Source organism: Clostridium aceticum (genome assembly GCF_001042715.1).
Lineage (GTDB): Bacteria > Bacillota > Clostridia > Peptostreptococcales > Natronincolaceae > Andreesenella > Andreesenella acetica.
This window is the reverse complement of record NZ_CP009687.1, coordinates 1053838-1072034: the sequence shown is the minus strand read 5'-3', so window position 1 is coordinate 1072034 and position 18197 is coordinate 1053838. Positions and strand designations below refer to the sequence as shown.

Below are 18197 nucleotides of genomic sequence, written 5' to 3'. Positions count from 1 at the left end.
GGAGCAGATTTTTTTCTGCTCCTTTTGTCTTTATTGTTTTTATGGGATGATTTTTACTTATATATTCTTGTTTTCTATTTCCTCTAACAAGTCTTGTATAAAAGAAGCCGCTTCCACACTTCCAAGCTCTCCCTTTTCTCTAGACCTTACCGCTACTGATTGTGTTTCTACTTCTTTGTCTCCTATTACCAGCATATAGGGTACTCTAGAAAGCTGTGCTTCTCTGATCTTATAACCTATTTTCTCATTTCTAGTATCCACTTCTACCCTTAATCCCTTTTGAGCCATTTCTTCCTTAAGCTTTAATGCATACCCATGATGATGATCAGTAATAGGTAGTATTTTTGCTTGTATAGGTGCTAACCACGCAGGGAACTTACCAGCATAATGTTCAATCAAAATACCAATAAATCTCTCAATACTGCCAAAGATAACCCGATGAATCATAATAGGTCGATGTTTTTCTCCATCTGCACCTACATAATGGATATCAAATCTTTGAGGCATTTGAAAATCTAATTGTATCGTACCACACTGCCATGTTCTTCCGATGCAGTCCTCCAAATGAAAATCAATTTTAGGGCCATAGAAGGCACCGTCTCCTTCGTTAACTTTATACTTTAATTGCTTTTCATCCAATGCCTCCTTCAAAGCATTGATGGCCAAATCCCACTCTTCATCGGTTCCCATAGAGTTCTCTGGTCTAGTAGAGAGTTCTATATGGTATTTGAATCCAAAGATGTTATAAAAATAATCTACAAAATCAATAACTCCAATGATTTCATCTTTGATTTGTTCTGGCAACATGAAGATATGGGCATCATCCTGCGTAAAACATCTTACCCTCATCAATCCGTGCAGTGCACCTGATAATTCATGTCGGTGCACTAGTCCAAGTTCTCCCATTCTAATAGGAAGATCTCTATAACTGTGCATTTTTCTCTTATACATTAGTATAGATCCTGGACAGTTCATTGGTTTCACCGCATAATCAGCCTCATCTATCTTCGTAAAGTACATATTTTCTTTATAATGATCCCAGTGACCTGACTGATGCCATAAATCTTCATTTAATATAATCGGTGTTCTTATTTCTTCATAACCTCTTTTGATATGTTCAGTTCTCCAGAAAGATTCCAACTGATTCCGTAAAACCATTCCTTTAGGATGGAAGAAGGGAAAGCCTGGACCCTCTTCCTGTAAACTGAAAAGGTCTAGTTCTTTTCCTATTTTTCGATGATCTCTTTTCTTAGCTTCTTCTAATCTGTGTAGATATTCCTCTAAATCTTTTTTCTTTTCGAAGGAAGTACCGTAAATCCTTTGGAGCATCTTGTTTTTTTCATCACCACGCCAGTAAGCACCAGCTATACTTAGTAGTTTAAAAGCCTTTACTTTATCTGTTGATAAAACATGAGGTCCAGCACAAAGGTCTACAAATTCTCCCTGCTTATAGAAAGAGATGGTTTCATCCTCTGGAAGATCTTGGATCAACTCTACTTTGTAAGTCTCATTCTTTTCTTCCATAAGTTTTAAAGCTTCTTCTCTAGAAAGTTCAAATTTCTCCAAATCTAATTTTTCCTTCACGATTTTTTTCATTTCTGACTCTATTTTTTCTAAATCTTCAGGAGCAAATTTATGCTCTGAGTCAAAATCATAATAAAATCCATTGTCTATTGCAGGACCAATAGCTAATTTTGTATTAGGGTATAGCCTTTTTACTGCCTGTGCTAAGATATGAGCACTTGTATGTCTCAAAAAATCCTTTCCTTCTTCATCCTCGAAACGCAGAATATTTATATTACAGTCTTTCTCTACTTTATAGCTTAAATCTACTGCCTCATTATTTACTTCAGCACCAATGGCCACTCTTGCCAAACCTTCACTGATTTCTTTAGCAATATCATAAATAGATGCTCCTTGATCTACTTCCTTTACAGTGCCATCTTTTAATGTTATTTTTATTTTTTGCACTTTTCTTCCTCCTTCACGTAATATAAATAAAAAAAGCCCCTCATCCTGTAAAAATACTAGGACGAGAGACTTAGCTTCCCGCGGTTCCACCTAATTTGATAAAATCCACCTCAATCATTGACTCTAACGTTGTCACCGGTTTTCTTTTCACATCTTTATGCTAATCAGAAACAGCTCAAGGGTAGTTTTCAGTTAGTCCTTATACAAAAACATTTGCAGCCTAAGATGTTTTCTCTCTAAGTATTGGAGTTAACTTACTTTTCCTTTTCATAGCTAGAATATATTATTTTAGATTATTATATTGATGAAAAAAGTTTTTGTCAAGGTATTCTTAAGTTATTTTTTCAATTTGATAAAGAAAATATACCAGCTATATAGGTTCCAATAAAATTAGTTTTTACGCAGTCTGCCACCCCTGTAGCGTAGCAAAAGGAGTTGTCCCTGTGGGATACGTCTTTACTGCAAATTATATATATTTCTTATATATATATCTACTGTAGTAAAATAATAATAACACCTTGTAGCAAACCAATAACAAAACCCAAAACAGCACCTAATATTTCAATATGTTTTAACTCGTTTTTAGCAATATTGAAAACAATTTCTTCTAATCGATCCATAGGGAAATCATTGATTTTTTCTTCAATCATTTCTGCTATCTGTATGCTGGAAGCACTCTTTTCTATAATACTCTCTACAATATCAGCAACAATTTTTTCTCCCTCTTTGTTTATGATGTCATCTATATAACCTTGAATCATCCCTTTAAATGCTGATGGAATAATTCCTGGCAAACGCTCATTGATAAGTTTACTGATCTTGCTTTTAATCACTAAAAAAATTTCTTCTTTATTATCATTATTCACCAGTCTAGATACAATATCTTCAGCGGATAACAGGTCAGCCTCTATGGTTTTTCCAATACTCACTGCAATTTCATTTCTTCTTTTAGGAATTAGTCCCTGTATTTTTATATGTAACAAAGGAATTTCTATAGGGTCAAAAGGCCTAAATAGTAGTTTTACCGCTAAAAGATTCGTTACCCAACCAATAATAGCACCTATGGAGGCCAGGAAAGCTATTGTTATCAAGTTCATTGTTTCACCTCTTCTTAAGTTTTTCATAAAATCCCATAAATGATTATACCATGTTATTTTTCTATTGCAAGTAAATATTTATCCATATTTTACTTTCATAGGACTTCACTTAACCCTATTATTTCCAATATTTCCTCGCCAACTGTCATCCTGAGCATAGCGAAGGATCTTGGAATAACGAATTTTTTTCCTAATTCTAAGATCCTTCGAGTTCGCTTTGCTCCCCTCAGGATGACAAATTATGGATTAAGTTAACACCTGTCATTTTACTTTTAAAGTATAGGTATCCCCTATAAAAAAACAAAAGTCTTCCTTTGGAAAATTTAAAGGATGACTTTGTTGAAACCAATATACGGAAATTATAACTTATCCACAATTTATAAAGTTTATAATTTCCTATTGGTTATAAAAAAGCTCCTTTCTCAAAGGAGCCTACCTATTCTTTCTCTACTTTTACTTTTACTTTGCACCAATCACAGCTATCACATACTTTTACCTTATTTACAAATACCCGTGATATTGTTTTAATGATCTCCACATTACTAAGATTAGATATTTTATGAATAAAAATTTGATTAGGAGCAATGGTGATTAAGGAACTAATCAGCAAATCTTCATAGTTAATATCTTTATCTACCATTTCGGTAGCCACCATTTTTAAGTAATCATTGTTTACTATATTTCCATATTGATCATATAATTTATACTTGCTATCCTCTTCTAATAGGATATGCACGATATCAATTTTCGCTTCTTGAATATCTACAAAATACTTTAATAGCTTAATAAACTCATTATACTCTTTGTTCATAAGAAAGTCTTCTACTGCCCTTTCCACTAAATCCTGCAGCTCTAAGGTATAATCCTTCAATCTAAAAGTGATAAAACCTTTGAGGTTGATTTGAGAACTAGTTTTAAGGTGCTCCATCATTTGCTGAATCATAGTAAATTTTCTATGATGAACTTCATCATGTGCATCCTTCATCCTGTCACTTTGGTTCTTTAAATCTACTTTAATTATATTTTCAATCTCCATCCGTTCTTTTATACTAAAATAGTAATAGTCGTAGTTAATAAGCTTATGAATTAACAAAGGCTCCTCATATATTTTTATATATTCAAACAATCCATTGGCTATACAATACTTAAATATATTTATAAAATCACTAATAGGATAATTTTTCACACTTTCTATTTTTACATTATATTCCAAAATACCAAAAGATTCATGATAAGTAACACTTTCATCTATTTCAATTTCCTCATTTTTAAAAGGTTCTATTTGTTTGCTTAGTTGTTGCTGTAATTCCTCTACATTTTCCTCAACAATAATTGACAGCAAATTCATCTGTATCACTCCTTCCTGCTGTATTAGTAGTATATGTTTAATTTTTTATCATATTCTATATGATTTATTACATATAATTGAAATTAATCCATTTCTATTAAAGGAATCAAAGTTCCATAATCTTGCAAATTCTTACTACTTAAACTTCTTGCTTTTTTATTATATTTTTTTAAAAAAAAGCAAATTTTTTCATAGTCTTCATGAAGAACAATGTTCCCATAAAAACCCAGTGTTTCTTGGTCTAAGTAACCACAGGCACCTCCTATAAAGCCATAGTTGACTCCCGGTAATAAAATCCCTCCTTTTGCAATCAATAAAGAATCTATACCAAACTTTACAACTTCTTGATGAATTCCATGGTCTGAAGTAATGATGGCCTTTTTATCCACTACCACCACAGAACACTTTGTATAGCCTTGGGCAACATGTATTTGCACAAAATTTCTTTTTTGTAAGTAATTTAATAGCACTTCATCTGTATATTTAAAGTTGTGTATCACATAATTGCCTACCCTACAAATATTATATGCAATATTATCAGGGTAGTTACTCTTTAAATAAGTCTTTCCTGCAAAGACTCGAAACCCTAAAGATTCCAACTTTGACTGATAATATTGCATAAGATTTGGAGCAACAAGAATGTCTCCCCCACCTAAATGCTGTACTACCATATCAGGATGTCCTTTAACAGCTTCATATAATTCATTACATGCCACAGTGCTTATTAAGCTTATACCCTGTTCTTCTAATACTTTAACAATCTCTTCATCTATTCTATAATCTACTAGTGCATATTTCACGATGTTCTTAGGGAGATGAGGTGCTTCAATATGTTTTCCTTGCATAATGATCCCCTTCACGATAATATTTTCTTATATAGATATCTTATCTTAAACCCTGCATAAAAAAATGCTACAGTTAAATACTTGTAAAGAAGTCTATAGCTATCGTTATTCTTATGCTTTTCAGTGTTGTTATAATAAAAGCATAGTCAATAATATTCATGTCATTTTCTTATTAAATATTATTGACTTTTCACTCCATCAGTACTAAAATTTTATCCTAAGAGGTGATTCCATTTGTCTACAATAATACGTATATCTGAAATGCTTTCCATCGCTTTGCATAGTATGGTGGTTATTGCTCATAAAAACCAAGAACTGTTGAATGTTAAAGAAATAGCCAAAATAATAGGTTCTTCAGAATCCCATTTGTCCAAGGTATTACAACGCCTTGTAAAGGCTAATTACATCCGTTCTGTTCGAGGACCAAAAGGAGGATTTTCTCTTTTAAAATCTCCAGAAGAAATTACTTTTCTAGACATATACGAAGCAATAGAAGGACCCTTCACCATCAACCAATGTCCCACCAATTGTCAGATATGTTCCTTTAAATCCTGTATTTTCGGAGGTCTTCCTCAAAAACTTAGTGAAGAATTTATTGAATATTTAAAAGGACAAAAATTAAGCGACGCCTTAGCCGCTTTAGACTAAGGGTCGCTTAATATCTATATATAAATTGGGGCTGGGGGCTATTATGCTAATGCTTCTCCCAAGAAGATATTGATGTCATTTTCTACATCAGTGATGCCGCCTATTCCAAAAGTTTCTACTAATACTTTTGCAACATTTGGTGATAAGAAGGCAGGCAGTGTTGGCCCTAAATGAATGTTCTTAACACCTAGATATAATAAAGCCAATAACACAATTACTGCTTTTTGCTCATACCATGCAATATTGTAAGCAATCGGTAATTCGTTGATATCTTCTAACTGGAATACTTCTTTTAATTTAAGAGCTATCACCGCTAATGAATAAGAATCATTACATTGTCCTGCGTCTAGTACTCTTGGTATGCCTCCGATATCTCCTAAATCAAGCTTATTGTATCTATATTTAGCACATCCTGCTGTTAAAATCACTGTATCCTTCGGTAGTTCCTTAGCAAACTCTGTGTAATAGTCTCTAGACTTCATTCTTCCATCACAGCCAGCCATGACAAAGAATTTCTTAATGGCTCCACCCTTAACTGCTTCCACTACCTTATCAGCAACACCTAAAACAGCATTATGAGCAAATCCACCTACAATTTCTCCTTTTTCTATCTCAACAGGGGGTTGACACTTTTTAGCATGCTCTATGATTTGAGAAAAATCTTTCTCTCCACCCTCTGCTTCGATATGCTTTAATCCTTCAAAGCCTACAACACTTGTAGTATATACTCTATCTTTATAAGCATCCTTTGGCGGTATTAAGCAATTGGTTGTCATAAGGATTGGCCCGTTAAAGGATTCAAATTCTTTATCTTGCTTCCACCAAGCATTTCCATAGTTTCCTACAAAATGATCATATTTCTTAAAGGCTGGATAGTAATTGGCTGGTAACATTTCACTATGTGTATATACATCAACACCAGTTCCTTCTGTTTGTTTTAGTAATGCCTCCATGTCTTTTAAGTCATGACCACTGATTAATATACCAGGATTATTTCTTACACCTATATTTACTTTAGTAATTTCAGGATTTCCATAAGTACTTGTATTGGCCTTATCTAATAATGCCATGACATCTACTCCAAACTTCCCAGTTTCCATGGTTAGTGCCACCAATGCATCAGCACTTAGGGTATCGTCTGTTGTAGCTACTAAAGCCTTTTGCATAAATTCAAAGAGGGCTTCTTCTTTATAACCTAATACATAAGCATGCTTAGCATAAGCAGCTATACCTTTTACACCATAAATGATCAATTCCCTTAAGGATCTCACATCTTCATTTTCAGTAGATAATACACCTACAGTTTTAGCTTTTGCTGCAAACTCTTCGATACTTTCAGCAGTCCAAGTAGCCGCATCATGAAGGTTACCTTCTAATTTTCCTCCAGCTTGAAGTACTTGTGCCTTCACTTCTTCTCTTAAAGCCAAGGCCTTTTTGATTCTCTCTACAAATGCATTTTCATCAAAGTTTGCATTTGTAATCGTAGCAAATAAACTTTCCATAATAAATTTATCTACTTCTTCCTTCTTTACTTCTAGCTTTTTAGCCTCTAGGTTGTAAATAGAAATCCCCTTCAATAAATAGATCAGTAAATCTTGTAGATTAGCAACGCTATCTGTTTTACCACAGACACCCTTTACACTACATCCTGACCCTTTAGCCGTTTCTTGACACTGAAAACAAAACATACTCATTCTCCATCCCTCCACTTATTTTTTCATTTTCTTGTTATTGGTAATTATGTCTATATAAGCATTTTAGTACTTTAATGCTTAATTGTCAATAATCTAGACTTGTGATATTTGTCACATAAACGATTGCCCCTCTTAGGTAAGTTCCCTTCAACAAACTAAATACATCCAACCGTAAATATTTATAGTGACTATTTACCCAAGATGAAAAAATCTAATCAAAAACTTAAAAATCAACTAGAACACTTTGCTCTAGTTGATTTTTTCATTATCCTTCAGTAATTACATCTTCTATTGCTGCACCTGGAGGCACTATAGGAAACACGTTATCATCTTTATCAATCATACAGTTAATTACTACGGGTCCTTTGCTTTCTAAAGCCTTTTTAAATACTTCTTCAAATTCCTCTTTTTCGGTAACCTGATACCCCTGTGCTCCATAAGCTTCTGCTAATTTTACTAGGTTAGTACCTCTATCCAAGTTGGTTTCTGAATAGCGTTTATCATAAAATAGTTTTTGCCATTGTCTAACCATACCTAAAACCCCATTATTTAAAATAACCACAATAATAGGAAGATTATACTTTATAGCTGTAGCCAATTCATTGGAGTTCATCTGGAAACTACCATCTCCAGCAATATTGATTACTTGTTTGTCAGGCTTAGCAAGCTGTGCTCCTATACAAGCTCCTAACCCATAGCCCATTGTACCTAACCCTCCAGAAGAGATAAAGGTCCTTGATTTTGTAAATTTATAATATTGGGCTGCCCATATTTGATTTTGTCCTACCTCGGTTGTAATGATGGCTTCCCCTTTTGTTATTTCATAGATTCTTTCCATAATATATTGCGGCTTTAGATGTTCTCCTTGTCTATAACCTAAAGGATACTTTTCTTTCCACTCTTTTATTTGGTTCATCCATGATTGATTTTCCTGAGGAGCTAAGCTTTTGTTCAATCGTTTTAGGACTTCCTTCACATCACCTATAATATGATAATGCGTCTTGATATTTTTATTGATTTCTGCTGGATCAATATCAATTTGAAGTACCTGAGCATTAGGTGCAAAAGCTTCTACTTTGCTAACCACCCGATCACTAAACCTTGCTCCTATGGCTATAAGTAAATCGCATTTTGTGGCTGCTAAATTAGAAGATTTTGTACCATGCATACCTATCATACCAGTAAAAAGCTCGTGGGTAGCTGGAAACCCTCCTAGCCCCATTAGGGTACAACATACAGGTGCTTTTACTTTTTCAGCAAAGGCTACTAGGTCACCATTGGCATCCGCCTGGTTTACTCCCCCTCCTACATAAATCAGAGGTTGTTGTGAATTTTGTAAAAGTTCTAAAGCATGGTTTATGTTTTCCTCAGTAATATATTCTGTCACCTTATCTATTGCTATAGGCTCTTCTTTAATATATTCTGTCATTTGAGCTGTTATATCCTTTGGTATATCCACCAACACAGGACCGGGTCTACCTTCCTGTGCTATATAAAAAGCTCTTCGAACTGTGGCTGCTAAATCCTTAACATCCTTCACAATAAAGTTATGTTTTGTTATAGGCATTGTAATTCCTGTTATATCCACCTCTTGAAAACTATCTTTTCCCAGTAATGCTAAAGGAACATTTCCTGTAATAGCTACCATAGGAACAGAGTCCATATAGGCTGTGGCAATACCTGTAACTAAATTCGTAGCTCCTGGACCAGAAGTTGCCATACAAACCCCTACTTTTCCTGTCGCCCTAGCATAGCCATCAGCTGCATGAGATGCTCCTTGCTCATGAGAAGTTAAGATATGTCGAATCTCATCTTGGTGTTTATAAAGGGCATCATAAATATTTAGTACCGCCCCTCCAGGATAGCCAAAAATAGTGTCTACACCCTGTTCCTTTAAACATTCTATTAAAATTTCCGCACCTGTTAGCTGCATCCTATTTCCGCCTCCTTTTTATCCTTTAAGTAATGCTTTATCTCAATTTTCTATCTACTTTAGTTCTCCTACAATTAGTTTTCCCATTTCCTGTGTTCCTACTAATGTCATACCTTTACTCATAATATCTCCTGTACGATAATTCTTTTCTAGCACTTTTATTACTGCTTCTTCAATGACTTGTGCCTCTTTATCTAATTGTAGAGAATAACGAAGCATCATAGCCGCAGATAAAATGGTTGCTATAGGATTTGCTTTATTTTCTCCTGCAATATCTGGTGCCGAACCATGAATAGGTTCATACATTCCTAGATTCCCCTCTGCAAGGGATGCTGAAGGTAACATACCTATAGATCCTGTAAGCATACTGGCTTCATCAGATAGTATATCGCCAAACATATTACTAGTGACGATTACATCAAACTGTTGAGGATATCTTATTAACTGCATTGCTGCATTATCTACATACATATGATCTAAGGCAACCTCTGGATAATCCTTAGCTACCTCCACAACTACAGAACGCCATAATCTAGAACTTTCTAGGATATTGGCCTTATCTACGCTGGTTACTCTCTTGTCTCTTTTCATAGCTATTTCAAAGGCAGTTCGGGCAATTCTTTCTACTTCTCCAACGCTATAAGCTTCTGTGTCATAGGCTTCTTCTCCCATTTTGCCTTCCTTTTTTCTTCCTCTTTCACCAAAGTAGATTCCCCCGGTCAACTCCCTTACTACGCATATATCAATACCTTGTTCAACAATATCACTTCTTAAAGGCGATGCTTCCTTAAGAGCTGTATATAAAACCGCTGGTCGAAGGTTGGCGTATAAGCCCAATGCTCCTCTTAATCCTAATAATGCCTTTTCTGGTCTTTGATCTCCCGGAAGGGTATCCCACTTAGGACCTCCAACTGCCCCTAGTAAAACTGCATCACTGTTTTTACAAACTTCTACCGTTTCCTCTGGAAGAGGTTTTCCAGTTTTGTCGATGGCAATCCCCCCTGCCAATACCTCTTGGAAGGAAAATTCATGGCCATATATTTCTCCAATTTTATTTAATACTAAAATCGTTTCTTCTATTACCTCTGGTCCGATCCCATCCCCTGGAATGGTTGCTATATTGAATTTCATATCTATTCCTCCATATCCTTTATTTCTTTAAGTTGTTCTTAATATATTGAATAAGTCCGTCAGCTGCCATAATATTTTGCATAAATTCTGGAAAAGCTTCACCTTGATAAGACTGGTTTTTTGTTAGATTATAAATAACCCCGGTGCTAAAATCCACCTCTACTTCATCGCCACTTTCAATGTTTTCTACCGCTTCTTTACATTCAAGAATTGGCAACCCAATATTGATGGCATTTCTATAAAAAATTCTTGCAAAAGTAGTAGCAATGACACAAGATACCCCTGAAGCTTTTATTGAGATAGGTGCATGCTCTCTTGAAGAACCGCAACCAAAGTTTTTGTCCGCTACAATTAAATCCCCTTGCTTTACTTTTTTAGCAAAATCTGCATCTATATCTTCCATACAATATTTAGCTAACTCCGCTGGATCAGAGGTATTTAGATATCTTGCAGGAATAATAACATCTGTATCTACGTTACTGCCGTATTTAAAAACGCTTCCCTTTGCTTTCATGGTTTTTGCCTCCTCTATGCTATATCTTCTGGATTTGAAATTTTTCCTGTTAAAGCTGAAGCTGCCGCCACAGCTGGACTTGCTAAATATACTTCAGATTCAGGATGTCCCATTCTTCCTACAAAGTTACGGTTTGTAGTAGCAATGGCCCTTTCACCCTTTGCAAGAATACCCATATGTCCTCCAAGACATGGTCCGCAGGTAGGTGTACTTACTACTGCTCCTGCTTCAATAAAGTCCTCAATTAAACCTTCTCGTAATGCTTGAAGATAAACTTTTTGTGTCACTGGGAAAACAATTACTCTTACACCTTTTGCCACCTTTTTACCCTTTAAGATTCCAGCAGCTACCCTCATATCCTCTATTCTACCGTTGGTACAAGAACCAATTACTACTTGATCAATTTTCACTTCACCAACTTCATCAATCGTACGAGTATTGTCAGGTAAATGTGGAAATGCTACAGTAGGTCGAATGGTACTTAAATCAATCTCATATACTTTATCGTATTCTGCATCTTCATCAGCAGTATAGATGGTATACTCCTTCGTTGAATGTTCCTTTACATAAGCTAGGGTTTTCTCGTCTACTGGGAAAATTCCGTTTTTCCCCCCCGCTTCAATAGCCATATTTGCCATAGCAAGACGATCATCCATAGACAAGTTTTTAACACCCTCCCCTACAAATTCCATAGACTTATAAAGGGCACCATCTACGCCGATCATACCTATAATGTGTAAAATAACATCCTTACCGCTCACCCATTTAGAAAGTTCTCCCTTTAATACAAACTTTATAGCTGATGGCACTTTAAACCAACATTTTCCTGTGGCCATTCCTGCTGCCATGTCTGTACTACCAATCCCTGTAGAGAAAGCTCCTAAAGCACCATACGTACAGGTGTGAGAGTCCGCTCCAATTACCACATCTCCAGGTACGACTAATCCTTTTTCTGGGATAAGACCATGCTCGATCCCCATCTCTCCAATTTCGAAATAATTTTCAATCTCTTTTTCGTAAGCAAACTCTCGAATCATTTTGCATTGCTCAGCACTTTTAATATCTTTATTAGGTGTAAAATGATCTGGAACAATAGCTACTTTTTTCTTATCAAATACATTCTCTACCCCGATTTTTCTAAATTCATTTACAGCTACAGGCGTTGTAACATCATTCCCTAAAACCAAATCTAAATCTGCTTGTATCAATTGACCAGCTTTCACAACTTCTAATCCTGCATGAGCTGCTAATATTTTTTGTGTCATCGTCATTCCCATTTTTATTCATCCTCCTGTTAGTAAACTCGACTCACCTTTACCTAATCAAATATACGCCCTTATTTTATCTTCGATATCTTTGATTAATTTATATTCAATAGAATCTACTAAAGCAATCCAACTGGCTTCAATAATATCTGATGAAACCCCCACCGTTGTCCATACGTTATATCCATCAGTAGACTCGATTAATACGCGAACTTTAGATGCAGTAGCAATAGTGGTGTCCAATACCCTAACTTTATAATCCTTTAAGTGTACTTCCTTTAACTGAGGATAAAAAGTTTCTAACGCCTTTCTAAGAGCTTTATCTAGAGCATGGACTGGTCCAACACCTTCAGCTACCGTCATTTCAATTTTGCCCTCCACATTGATTTTCACCAATGCTGAAGCTATGTTTTCTCCTCCCGGCTGATTTTCTCCAATAATTTTATAGTTGATCAGTTCAAAGAAGGGTTTGTATTTTCCTAAATGCTTTCGGATCACTAAATCAAAAGTGCTTTCTGCTCCTTCGAATTGATAGCCTTCATGCTCCAGTTCCTTCAAGCGATCTATAAGTTTTTGTGTCTCTGGAGAGTTTTTCTTTATATTAGGATTAATTTTTTGTATCTTAGCTAATACTGTACTTTTTCCTGAAACTTCTGACATTAAAACCCGTCTTTGATTGCCTACTTTTTTAGGATCAATGTGTTCAAAGGATTTAGAAGCCTTATTTATACCATCAATGTGCATACCACCTTTGTGAGCAAAAGCACTGTTTCCTACATAAGGTTCCCTTTCATTCATGGCTACATTAGATACCTCTGCCACTAACCTGGCAGTGGAGGTAAGGTTCATCATCTCATCCTCGTGAATACATTGTTTTCCACGCTTTAATTGAAGATTAGCAATAACTGTACTTAAGTTTACATTTCCGCATCTTTCTCCAAAACCAATATAGGTTCCCTGTACCTGCGTAGCACCTGCTTCTACCGCCATAACAGTGTTTGCTACTGCCATACCACCATCATTGTGACAATGAATACCTACCTTAACAGGAAACTTTCCAGCAACTTCTTTTGTAATCTTATATATCTCATCGGGAAAAGCACCCCCGTTGGTTTCACAAAGAGCTAGCCAGTCAGCGCCTCCTTTTGCTGCTGCTTCTAACGTGGCCATAGCATAAGTTGGATTTGCTTTGTATCCATCGAAAAAGTGTTCGGCGTCGAAAATCACTTCTTTACCTTTTTCTTTAAAGAAGGCAATTGTATCCTGAATCATGGCTAAGTTTTCTTCTAAAGTGGTTTTAATAATATCTGTAACATGAAAGTCCCAACTCTTACCAAATATTGCTACTGCTGGAGTATTGGCATCTAATAGTGATTGAACGTTATTATCCTCTTCTACATTGATATTGGCTCTTCTAGTGCTACCAAAGGCAGTTAATTTAGCATGTTTGAGTTTTTCCTCTCGCATATGGGCAAAGAACTCTAAGTCCTTAGGATTAGAGCCGGGGTTACCAGCTTCAATATAGCTGATCCCCAAAGCATCTAATGCCCTTACTATTTTTATCTTATCTTCTACTGAAAAGGAAATACCTTCAGCCTGTGCCCCATCTCTTAAAGTGGAATCAAATACTTCTATTTTATTGTTCATTTAATTTCACTCCTCTTGCCATTCTAACTCACTCAGCATTTTGTTAATAGCATTGATGTAAGCCTTAATACTGGCCTCTACCACATCGGTACTAATTCCTCTTCCGTGATAAATTTCTTCTTGCATCTTTATCTTCACAGATGCTTCTCCCTGTGCATCTTCCCCCTCTGTAACAGAGTTTAAGGAATAGTCCTCTAGAGAAAAGCCATTTCCAACGATTTTATCAATTGCCTTAAAGGCAGCATCTACTGGTCCATGTCCGGTTGCAACTTCTTCAATTTCCTTGTCATTTTTTATTAGTCTAACAGTTGCAGTTGGCGTAATAGTATTCCCACTATTTATAACAAATTGACCTAGTTTACAGAACTCTTTAATTCTTACGGATTTTTCTTCTACCAATGCCTCTAGGTCTTTATCGTAAATCATTTTCTTTTTATCTGCTAAAACTTTAAACTCTAAGAAAAGTTTATTTAAATCATCTTTAGACAAGTGATAGCCTAATAGGTTTAACCTTTCTTCGAAGGCATGGCGTCCTGAGTGTTTTCCTAGAACTAGCTTATTATTAGTAAGTCCTACAGACTCAGGGGTCATGATCTCATAGGTATTTTTATGGGCTAGCATACCGTGTTGATGTATCCCCGACTCATGGGCAAAAGCGTTGTCTCCTACAATAGCCTTGTTGTGCTGTATTTTCATGCCAGTTAGCTTAGTAACCAAACGACTGGTAGGATAAATTTCCGTAGTTTCTATATTGGTAGTTAAATCGTATAGGTCTTTTCTCGTATTCAGTGTCATAGCAATCTCTTCTAAAGCTGCATTCCCAGCTCGCTCTCCAATACCATTGATGGTACATTCTAGTTGAGTAGCCCCAGCCCTAGCAGCAGCTAATGTATTAGCTACAGCTAAACCCAAATCGTTATGACAGTGAACAGAAATCTCTGCCTTATCAATGTTTTTTACATTATTCCTAATATTTAATATAAGATTATAATACTCGTCTGGAGTGGTATACCCTACTGTATCAGGAATATTAACTACCGTTGCTCCTGCTTCAATGACTGCCTCAAGGACCTTATAAAGAAAAGCTGCTTCTGTTCTTGAAGCATCCTCCGCAGAAAATTCCACATCACTACAAAGGCTTTTGGCATACTTCACCATTGCAATAGATCGTTCTAACACTTCTTCTTCAGTGGCTTTAAGCTTATACTTCATATGAATAGGAGACGTCGCTATGAAGGTATGTATCCTAGGAGATTCAGCATGTTTAACAGCTTCATAAGCTCTTTTTATATCCTCCGGCAACGCTCTTGCTAAACTAGCCACTTTACAATTTTTAATCGTTTCTGCAACTGCTTTTACTGCTGCAAAATCTCCAGGGGATGCAATAGCAAAACCTGCTTCGATTACATCCACCTTTAACCTTTCCAGCTGCCTTGCTAGTTCAAGTTTTTCTTGTAGGTTCATACTACAACCCGGTGATTGTTCTCCGTCTCTTAAGGTTGTATCAAATATTTTTATATGCTTTGCCATTTACATCCCTCCAGCCTATCTCAATTTATTTTTTTAACCAAGTCATCATCTTTCTTAATTCTTTACCTACTACTTCGATTAGACCATTTTGTTCTATTCTTCTTCTAGCACTGAAAGCAGGACGATTTGCTTGGTTTTCTAAAATCCAGTTCTTTGCAAAAGTTCCTTCTTGAATTTCCCCTAAAATTTTCTTCATTTCTTTTCTTGTATCTTCAGTAACAACACGTTTACCAGCAACATAGTCTCCATATTCTGCTGTATCACTAACAGAATATCTCATATAGCTTAATCCACCTTGATTAATCATATCTACAATAAGTTTCATTTCGTGAAGACACTCGAAGTACGCTACTTCTGGTTGATATCCAGCTTCCACTAATGTATCAAAACCTGCCTTAATTAACTCTGATACACCACCGCATAGTACAGCTTGTTCTCCGAATAAGTCAGTTTCTGTTTCTTCTTGGAAAGTAGTTTCAAGAATACCAGCTCTAGCTCCACCAAGACCTGCTGCATAAGCCAATGCAATGTCTTTTGTATCGCCAGTAACATCTTGATAAATAGCAAATAGACAAGGCACCCCTTTACCTTCTTGATATTGAATTCTTACTGTATGTCCTGGTCCCTTAGGTGCCACCATAAATACATTTACATCTTGTGGTGGTACAACTTGACCATAATGAATGTTGAATCCATGTGCAAAAACTAAATACTTTCCTGCTGTTAAGTTTGGTTCTATGCTTTCTTTATATAATTTCGCTTGTTTTTCATCGTTAACTAGGATCATAATCACGTCTGCTTCAGCAGCTGCTTCAGCTGCTACAGCAACCTTTAGTCCAGCCTCTTCTGCTAACTGCCAAGATTTACTACCTGTATATAAGCCTACGATCACCTTTACCCCAGATTCATGTAAGTTTAAAGCATGGGCATGACCTTGGCTACCATATCCAATTATTGCTACAGTCTTTCCCTTTAATAATTCTAAGTTACAGTCATTTTCATAATACATTTTTGCCATTTTATGTTCCTCCTCAAATTTATAATTAATATTGTTTTATTTAGTTACTCCATCGTCCTAAGGCAGTCATACCTGTGCGGACAATTTCCTTAATACCATAACTCTTCATCATATCAATAAAAGCCAAAACTTTTTCTTGATCCCCTGTCATCTCCACTGTTAGATGCTCACTTGCCACATCGATTACTTTTCCTCTAAATATGTCTACCACTTCTAAAATGGATGCTCTAGTAGATTCATCTGCAGTTACCTTTACTAAAGCTAACTCTCTATAAACTGCTTCTTCAGGCTTTAATTCTGTAATTTTCACTACATCAATGAGCTTGTTTAATTGTTTTTTTATTTGGTCTAAGGCTTGATAGTCTCCATTTAATACAATGGTTAAGCGACTTAACCTTTCATCCTCTGTCCCACCTGCTGTAAAACTATCGATGTTGTATCCTCTTCTACTAAACAATCCCGATACTCTACTTAATACGCCCGGTTGGTTTTCCACCAATACGGAAAGCACATGTTTATTCATGGTGTACCCTCCTTTTAATTATAACTTAAATTTTTTAAATTATTGTAAGATATTTTCACCAATAATGCAAGAGTTTTTTAATAAATAATTAATTTACATGTAAAATTTTTAACTCTTCTAAAATTTTGAAAATTAGCTCCAATAAAAAATCCCCGCCACTGCATAATTATAAACTGAATTATACAGGGACGAGGAATTATTCCGCGCGTTACCACCCTAACTTGCATCTACTTCACAGCAGAAACCACTCTCTAGGTTCTATCAAACCCTTGCCTATAACGGGGCTTACCGTTTACCTCTTACTGGAGCTATGTATCTGGTTTCAGAGGAACTGCTTGGGAGGGATTTGTATTCCACGACAGTATCGGTTCACAGCTACCACCGACTCTCTGAAACTGCTTTATGCAAAATACCGTTCTCCTTCATTGCATTTGTATATGTTGTTATTAAATTTTGAATTTAATTTTTAATTTAATTTATGTATTGTATTCTAACAATATCCGCTAACATTGTCAAGTGCTTTTAAAAAACTTTATAAAAATTTTAATATTAAAGAAATTTTCTATAATAAAAAAAAATGAATTCTTTTAAATTCATTTCTTCGTTTACTTCTTTTAATTTTATTGGAGGCGGCACCCAGATTTGAACTGGGGAATAAAGGTTTTGCAGACCTCTGCCTTACCACTTGGCTATGCCGCCGAAACTTTATATTGGAGCGGAAGACGGGACTCGAACCCGCGACCCTCGCCTTGGCAAGGCGATGCTCTACCACTGAGCCACTTCCGCGTCTTTTATAAAATTAGTTATAATATTGGTGCCCAGAGGCGGAATCGAACCACCGACACGGGGATTTTCAGTCCCCTGCTCTACCGACTGAGCTATCTGGGCTGGTGGGCGCAACAGGACTTGAACCTGTGACCCCCTGCTTGTAAGGCAGGTGCTCTCCCAGCTGAGCTATGCGCCCTCAACAGTGACAAAATCTAGTATACATTATCCTGGTCACTATTTCAAAGCTTATTTTAGACAGTATTCC

General features: G+C 35.9%; 14 protein-coding genes, 4 tRNA genes and 2 other annotated features. Of the genes, 1 reads left to right on the top strand and 17 read right to left on the bottom strand.

Annotation, left to right across the window (positions count from 1 at the left end):
* Positions 1 to 57 precede the first annotated feature (57 nt).
* From thrS to CACET_RS04895, 4 genes are all read right to left on the bottom strand, one after another.
* Entirely contained in the window at positions 58 to 1971 is a 1914-nt protein-coding gene (gene thrS / locus CACET_RS04910) for a threonine--tRNA ligase (RefSeq protein ID WP_044823365.1), read from the bottom strand.
* 54 nt (positions 1972 to 2025) lie between these two features.
* Positions 2026 to 2251 (bottom strand) — a binding site (T-box leader).
* A 211-nt stretch (positions 2252 to 2462) separates the two neighbouring features.
* On the bottom strand, positions 2463 to 3068 hold the full coding sequence (locus CACET_RS04905) for a DUF445 domain-containing protein (protein ID WP_044823366.1): 606 nt from the start codon (positions 3066 to 3068) through the stop codon (positions 2463 to 2465).
* A gap of 436 nt (positions 3069 to 3504) precedes the next feature.
* Positions 3505 to 4416 (bottom strand): putative sporulation protein YtxC, encoded by a 912-nt coding sequence (gene ytxC, locus CACET_RS04900; protein ID WP_044823367.1) that lies wholly within the window; start codon positions 4414 to 4416, stop codon positions 3505 to 3507.
* 83 nt (positions 4417 to 4499) lie between these two features.
* On the bottom strand, positions 4500 to 5261 hold the full coding sequence (locus CACET_RS04895) for a DUF6873 family GME fold protein (protein WP_044823368.1): 762 nt from the start codon (positions 5259 to 5261) through the stop codon (positions 4500 to 4502).
* A 234-nt stretch (positions 5262 to 5495) separates the two neighbouring features.
* Here CACET_RS04895 and CACET_RS04890 point away from each other — a divergent pair, with 234 nt between their 5' ends.
* The gene (locus CACET_RS04890) at positions 5496 to 5909 is read left to right on the top strand and encodes an RrF2 family transcriptional regulator (RefSeq protein ID WP_044823369.1); all 414 of its coding nucleotides are present in this window, start codon (positions 5496 to 5498) and stop codon (positions 5907 to 5909) included.
* Between the two features lie 41 nt (positions 5910 to 5950).
* Here the strand turns inward: CACET_RS04890 and hcp are convergent, their stop codons facing one another.
* The 13 genes from hcp to CACET_RS04825 all read right to left on the bottom strand — a co-directional run bounded on the left by hcp (position 5951) and on the right by CACET_RS04825 (position 18128).
* Complete coding sequence (gene hcp / locus CACET_RS04885; RefSeq protein ID WP_044823370.1) at positions 5951 to 7603, bottom strand: hydroxylamine reductase; 1653 nt, start codon at positions 7601 to 7603, stop codon at positions 5951 to 5953.
* A gap of 265 nt (positions 7604 to 7868) precedes the next feature.
* Positions 7869 to 9536 (bottom strand): biosynthetic-type acetolactate synthase large subunit, encoded by a 1668-nt coding sequence (gene ilvB / locus CACET_RS04880; protein WP_044823371.1) that lies wholly within the window; start codon positions 9534 to 9536, stop codon positions 7869 to 7871.
* Between the two features lie 54 nt (positions 9537 to 9590).
* Complete coding sequence (gene leuB / locus CACET_RS04875; RefSeq protein WP_044823372.1) at positions 9591 to 10667, bottom strand: 3-isopropylmalate dehydrogenase; 1077 nt, start codon at positions 10665 to 10667, stop codon at positions 9591 to 9593.
* Positions 10668 to 10686: 19 nt separating this feature from the next.
* Positions 10687 to 11181, bottom strand: coding sequence for a 3-isopropylmalate dehydratase small subunit (gene leuD / locus CACET_RS04870; protein ID WP_044823373.1), 495 nt, complete (start codon positions 11179 to 11181; stop codon positions 10687 to 10689).
* Between the two features lie 14 nt (positions 11182 to 11195).
* Complete coding sequence (gene leuC, locus CACET_RS04865) at positions 11196 to 12458, bottom strand: 3-isopropylmalate dehydratase large subunit (RefSeq protein ID WP_082058091.1); 1263 nt, start codon at positions 12456 to 12458, stop codon at positions 11196 to 11198.
* A gap of 45 nt (positions 12459 to 12503) precedes the next feature.
* Positions 12504 to 14093 carry a citramalate synthase gene (gene cimA, locus CACET_RS04860; RefSeq protein WP_044823374.1) on the bottom strand — a complete coding sequence of 530 codons (1590 nt, stop codon included), beginning with the start codon at positions 14091 to 14093 and terminating at the stop codon, positions 12504 to 12506.
* A 6-nt stretch (positions 14094 to 14099) separates the two neighbouring features.
* Positions 14100 to 15623 carry a 2-isopropylmalate synthase gene (locus CACET_RS04855; RefSeq protein WP_044823375.1) on the bottom strand — a complete coding sequence of 508 codons (1524 nt, stop codon included), beginning with the start codon at positions 15621 to 15623 and terminating at the stop codon, positions 14100 to 14102.
* 25 nt (positions 15624 to 15648) lie between these two features.
* Positions 15649 to 16641, bottom strand: coding sequence for a ketol-acid reductoisomerase (gene ilvC, locus CACET_RS04850; protein ID WP_044823376.1), 993 nt, complete (start codon positions 16639 to 16641; stop codon positions 15649 to 15651).
* 40 nt (positions 16642 to 16681) lie between these two features.
* Entirely contained in the window at positions 16682 to 17164 is a 483-nt protein-coding gene (ilvN, locus tag CACET_RS04845; protein ID WP_044823377.1) for an acetolactate synthase small subunit, read from the bottom strand.
* 181 nt (positions 17165 to 17345) lie between these two features.
* Positions 17346 to 17599: a binding site (T-box leader), on the bottom strand.
* A 189-nt stretch (positions 17600 to 17788) separates the two neighbouring features.
* Positions 17789 to 17863 (bottom strand) — tRNA-Cys (locus CACET_RS04840).
* 12 nt (positions 17864 to 17875) lie between these two features.
* Positions 17876 to 17950: transfer RNA gene (locus CACET_RS04835), tRNA-Gly, on the bottom strand.
* 26 nt (positions 17951 to 17976) lie between these two features.
* Positions 17977 to 18052 (bottom strand) — tRNA-Phe (locus CACET_RS04830).
* Positions 18053 to 18128: transfer RNA gene (locus tag CACET_RS04825), tRNA-Val, on the bottom strand. It abuts the tRNA gene before it with no gap.
* Positions 18129 to 18197 lie beyond the last annotated feature (69 nt).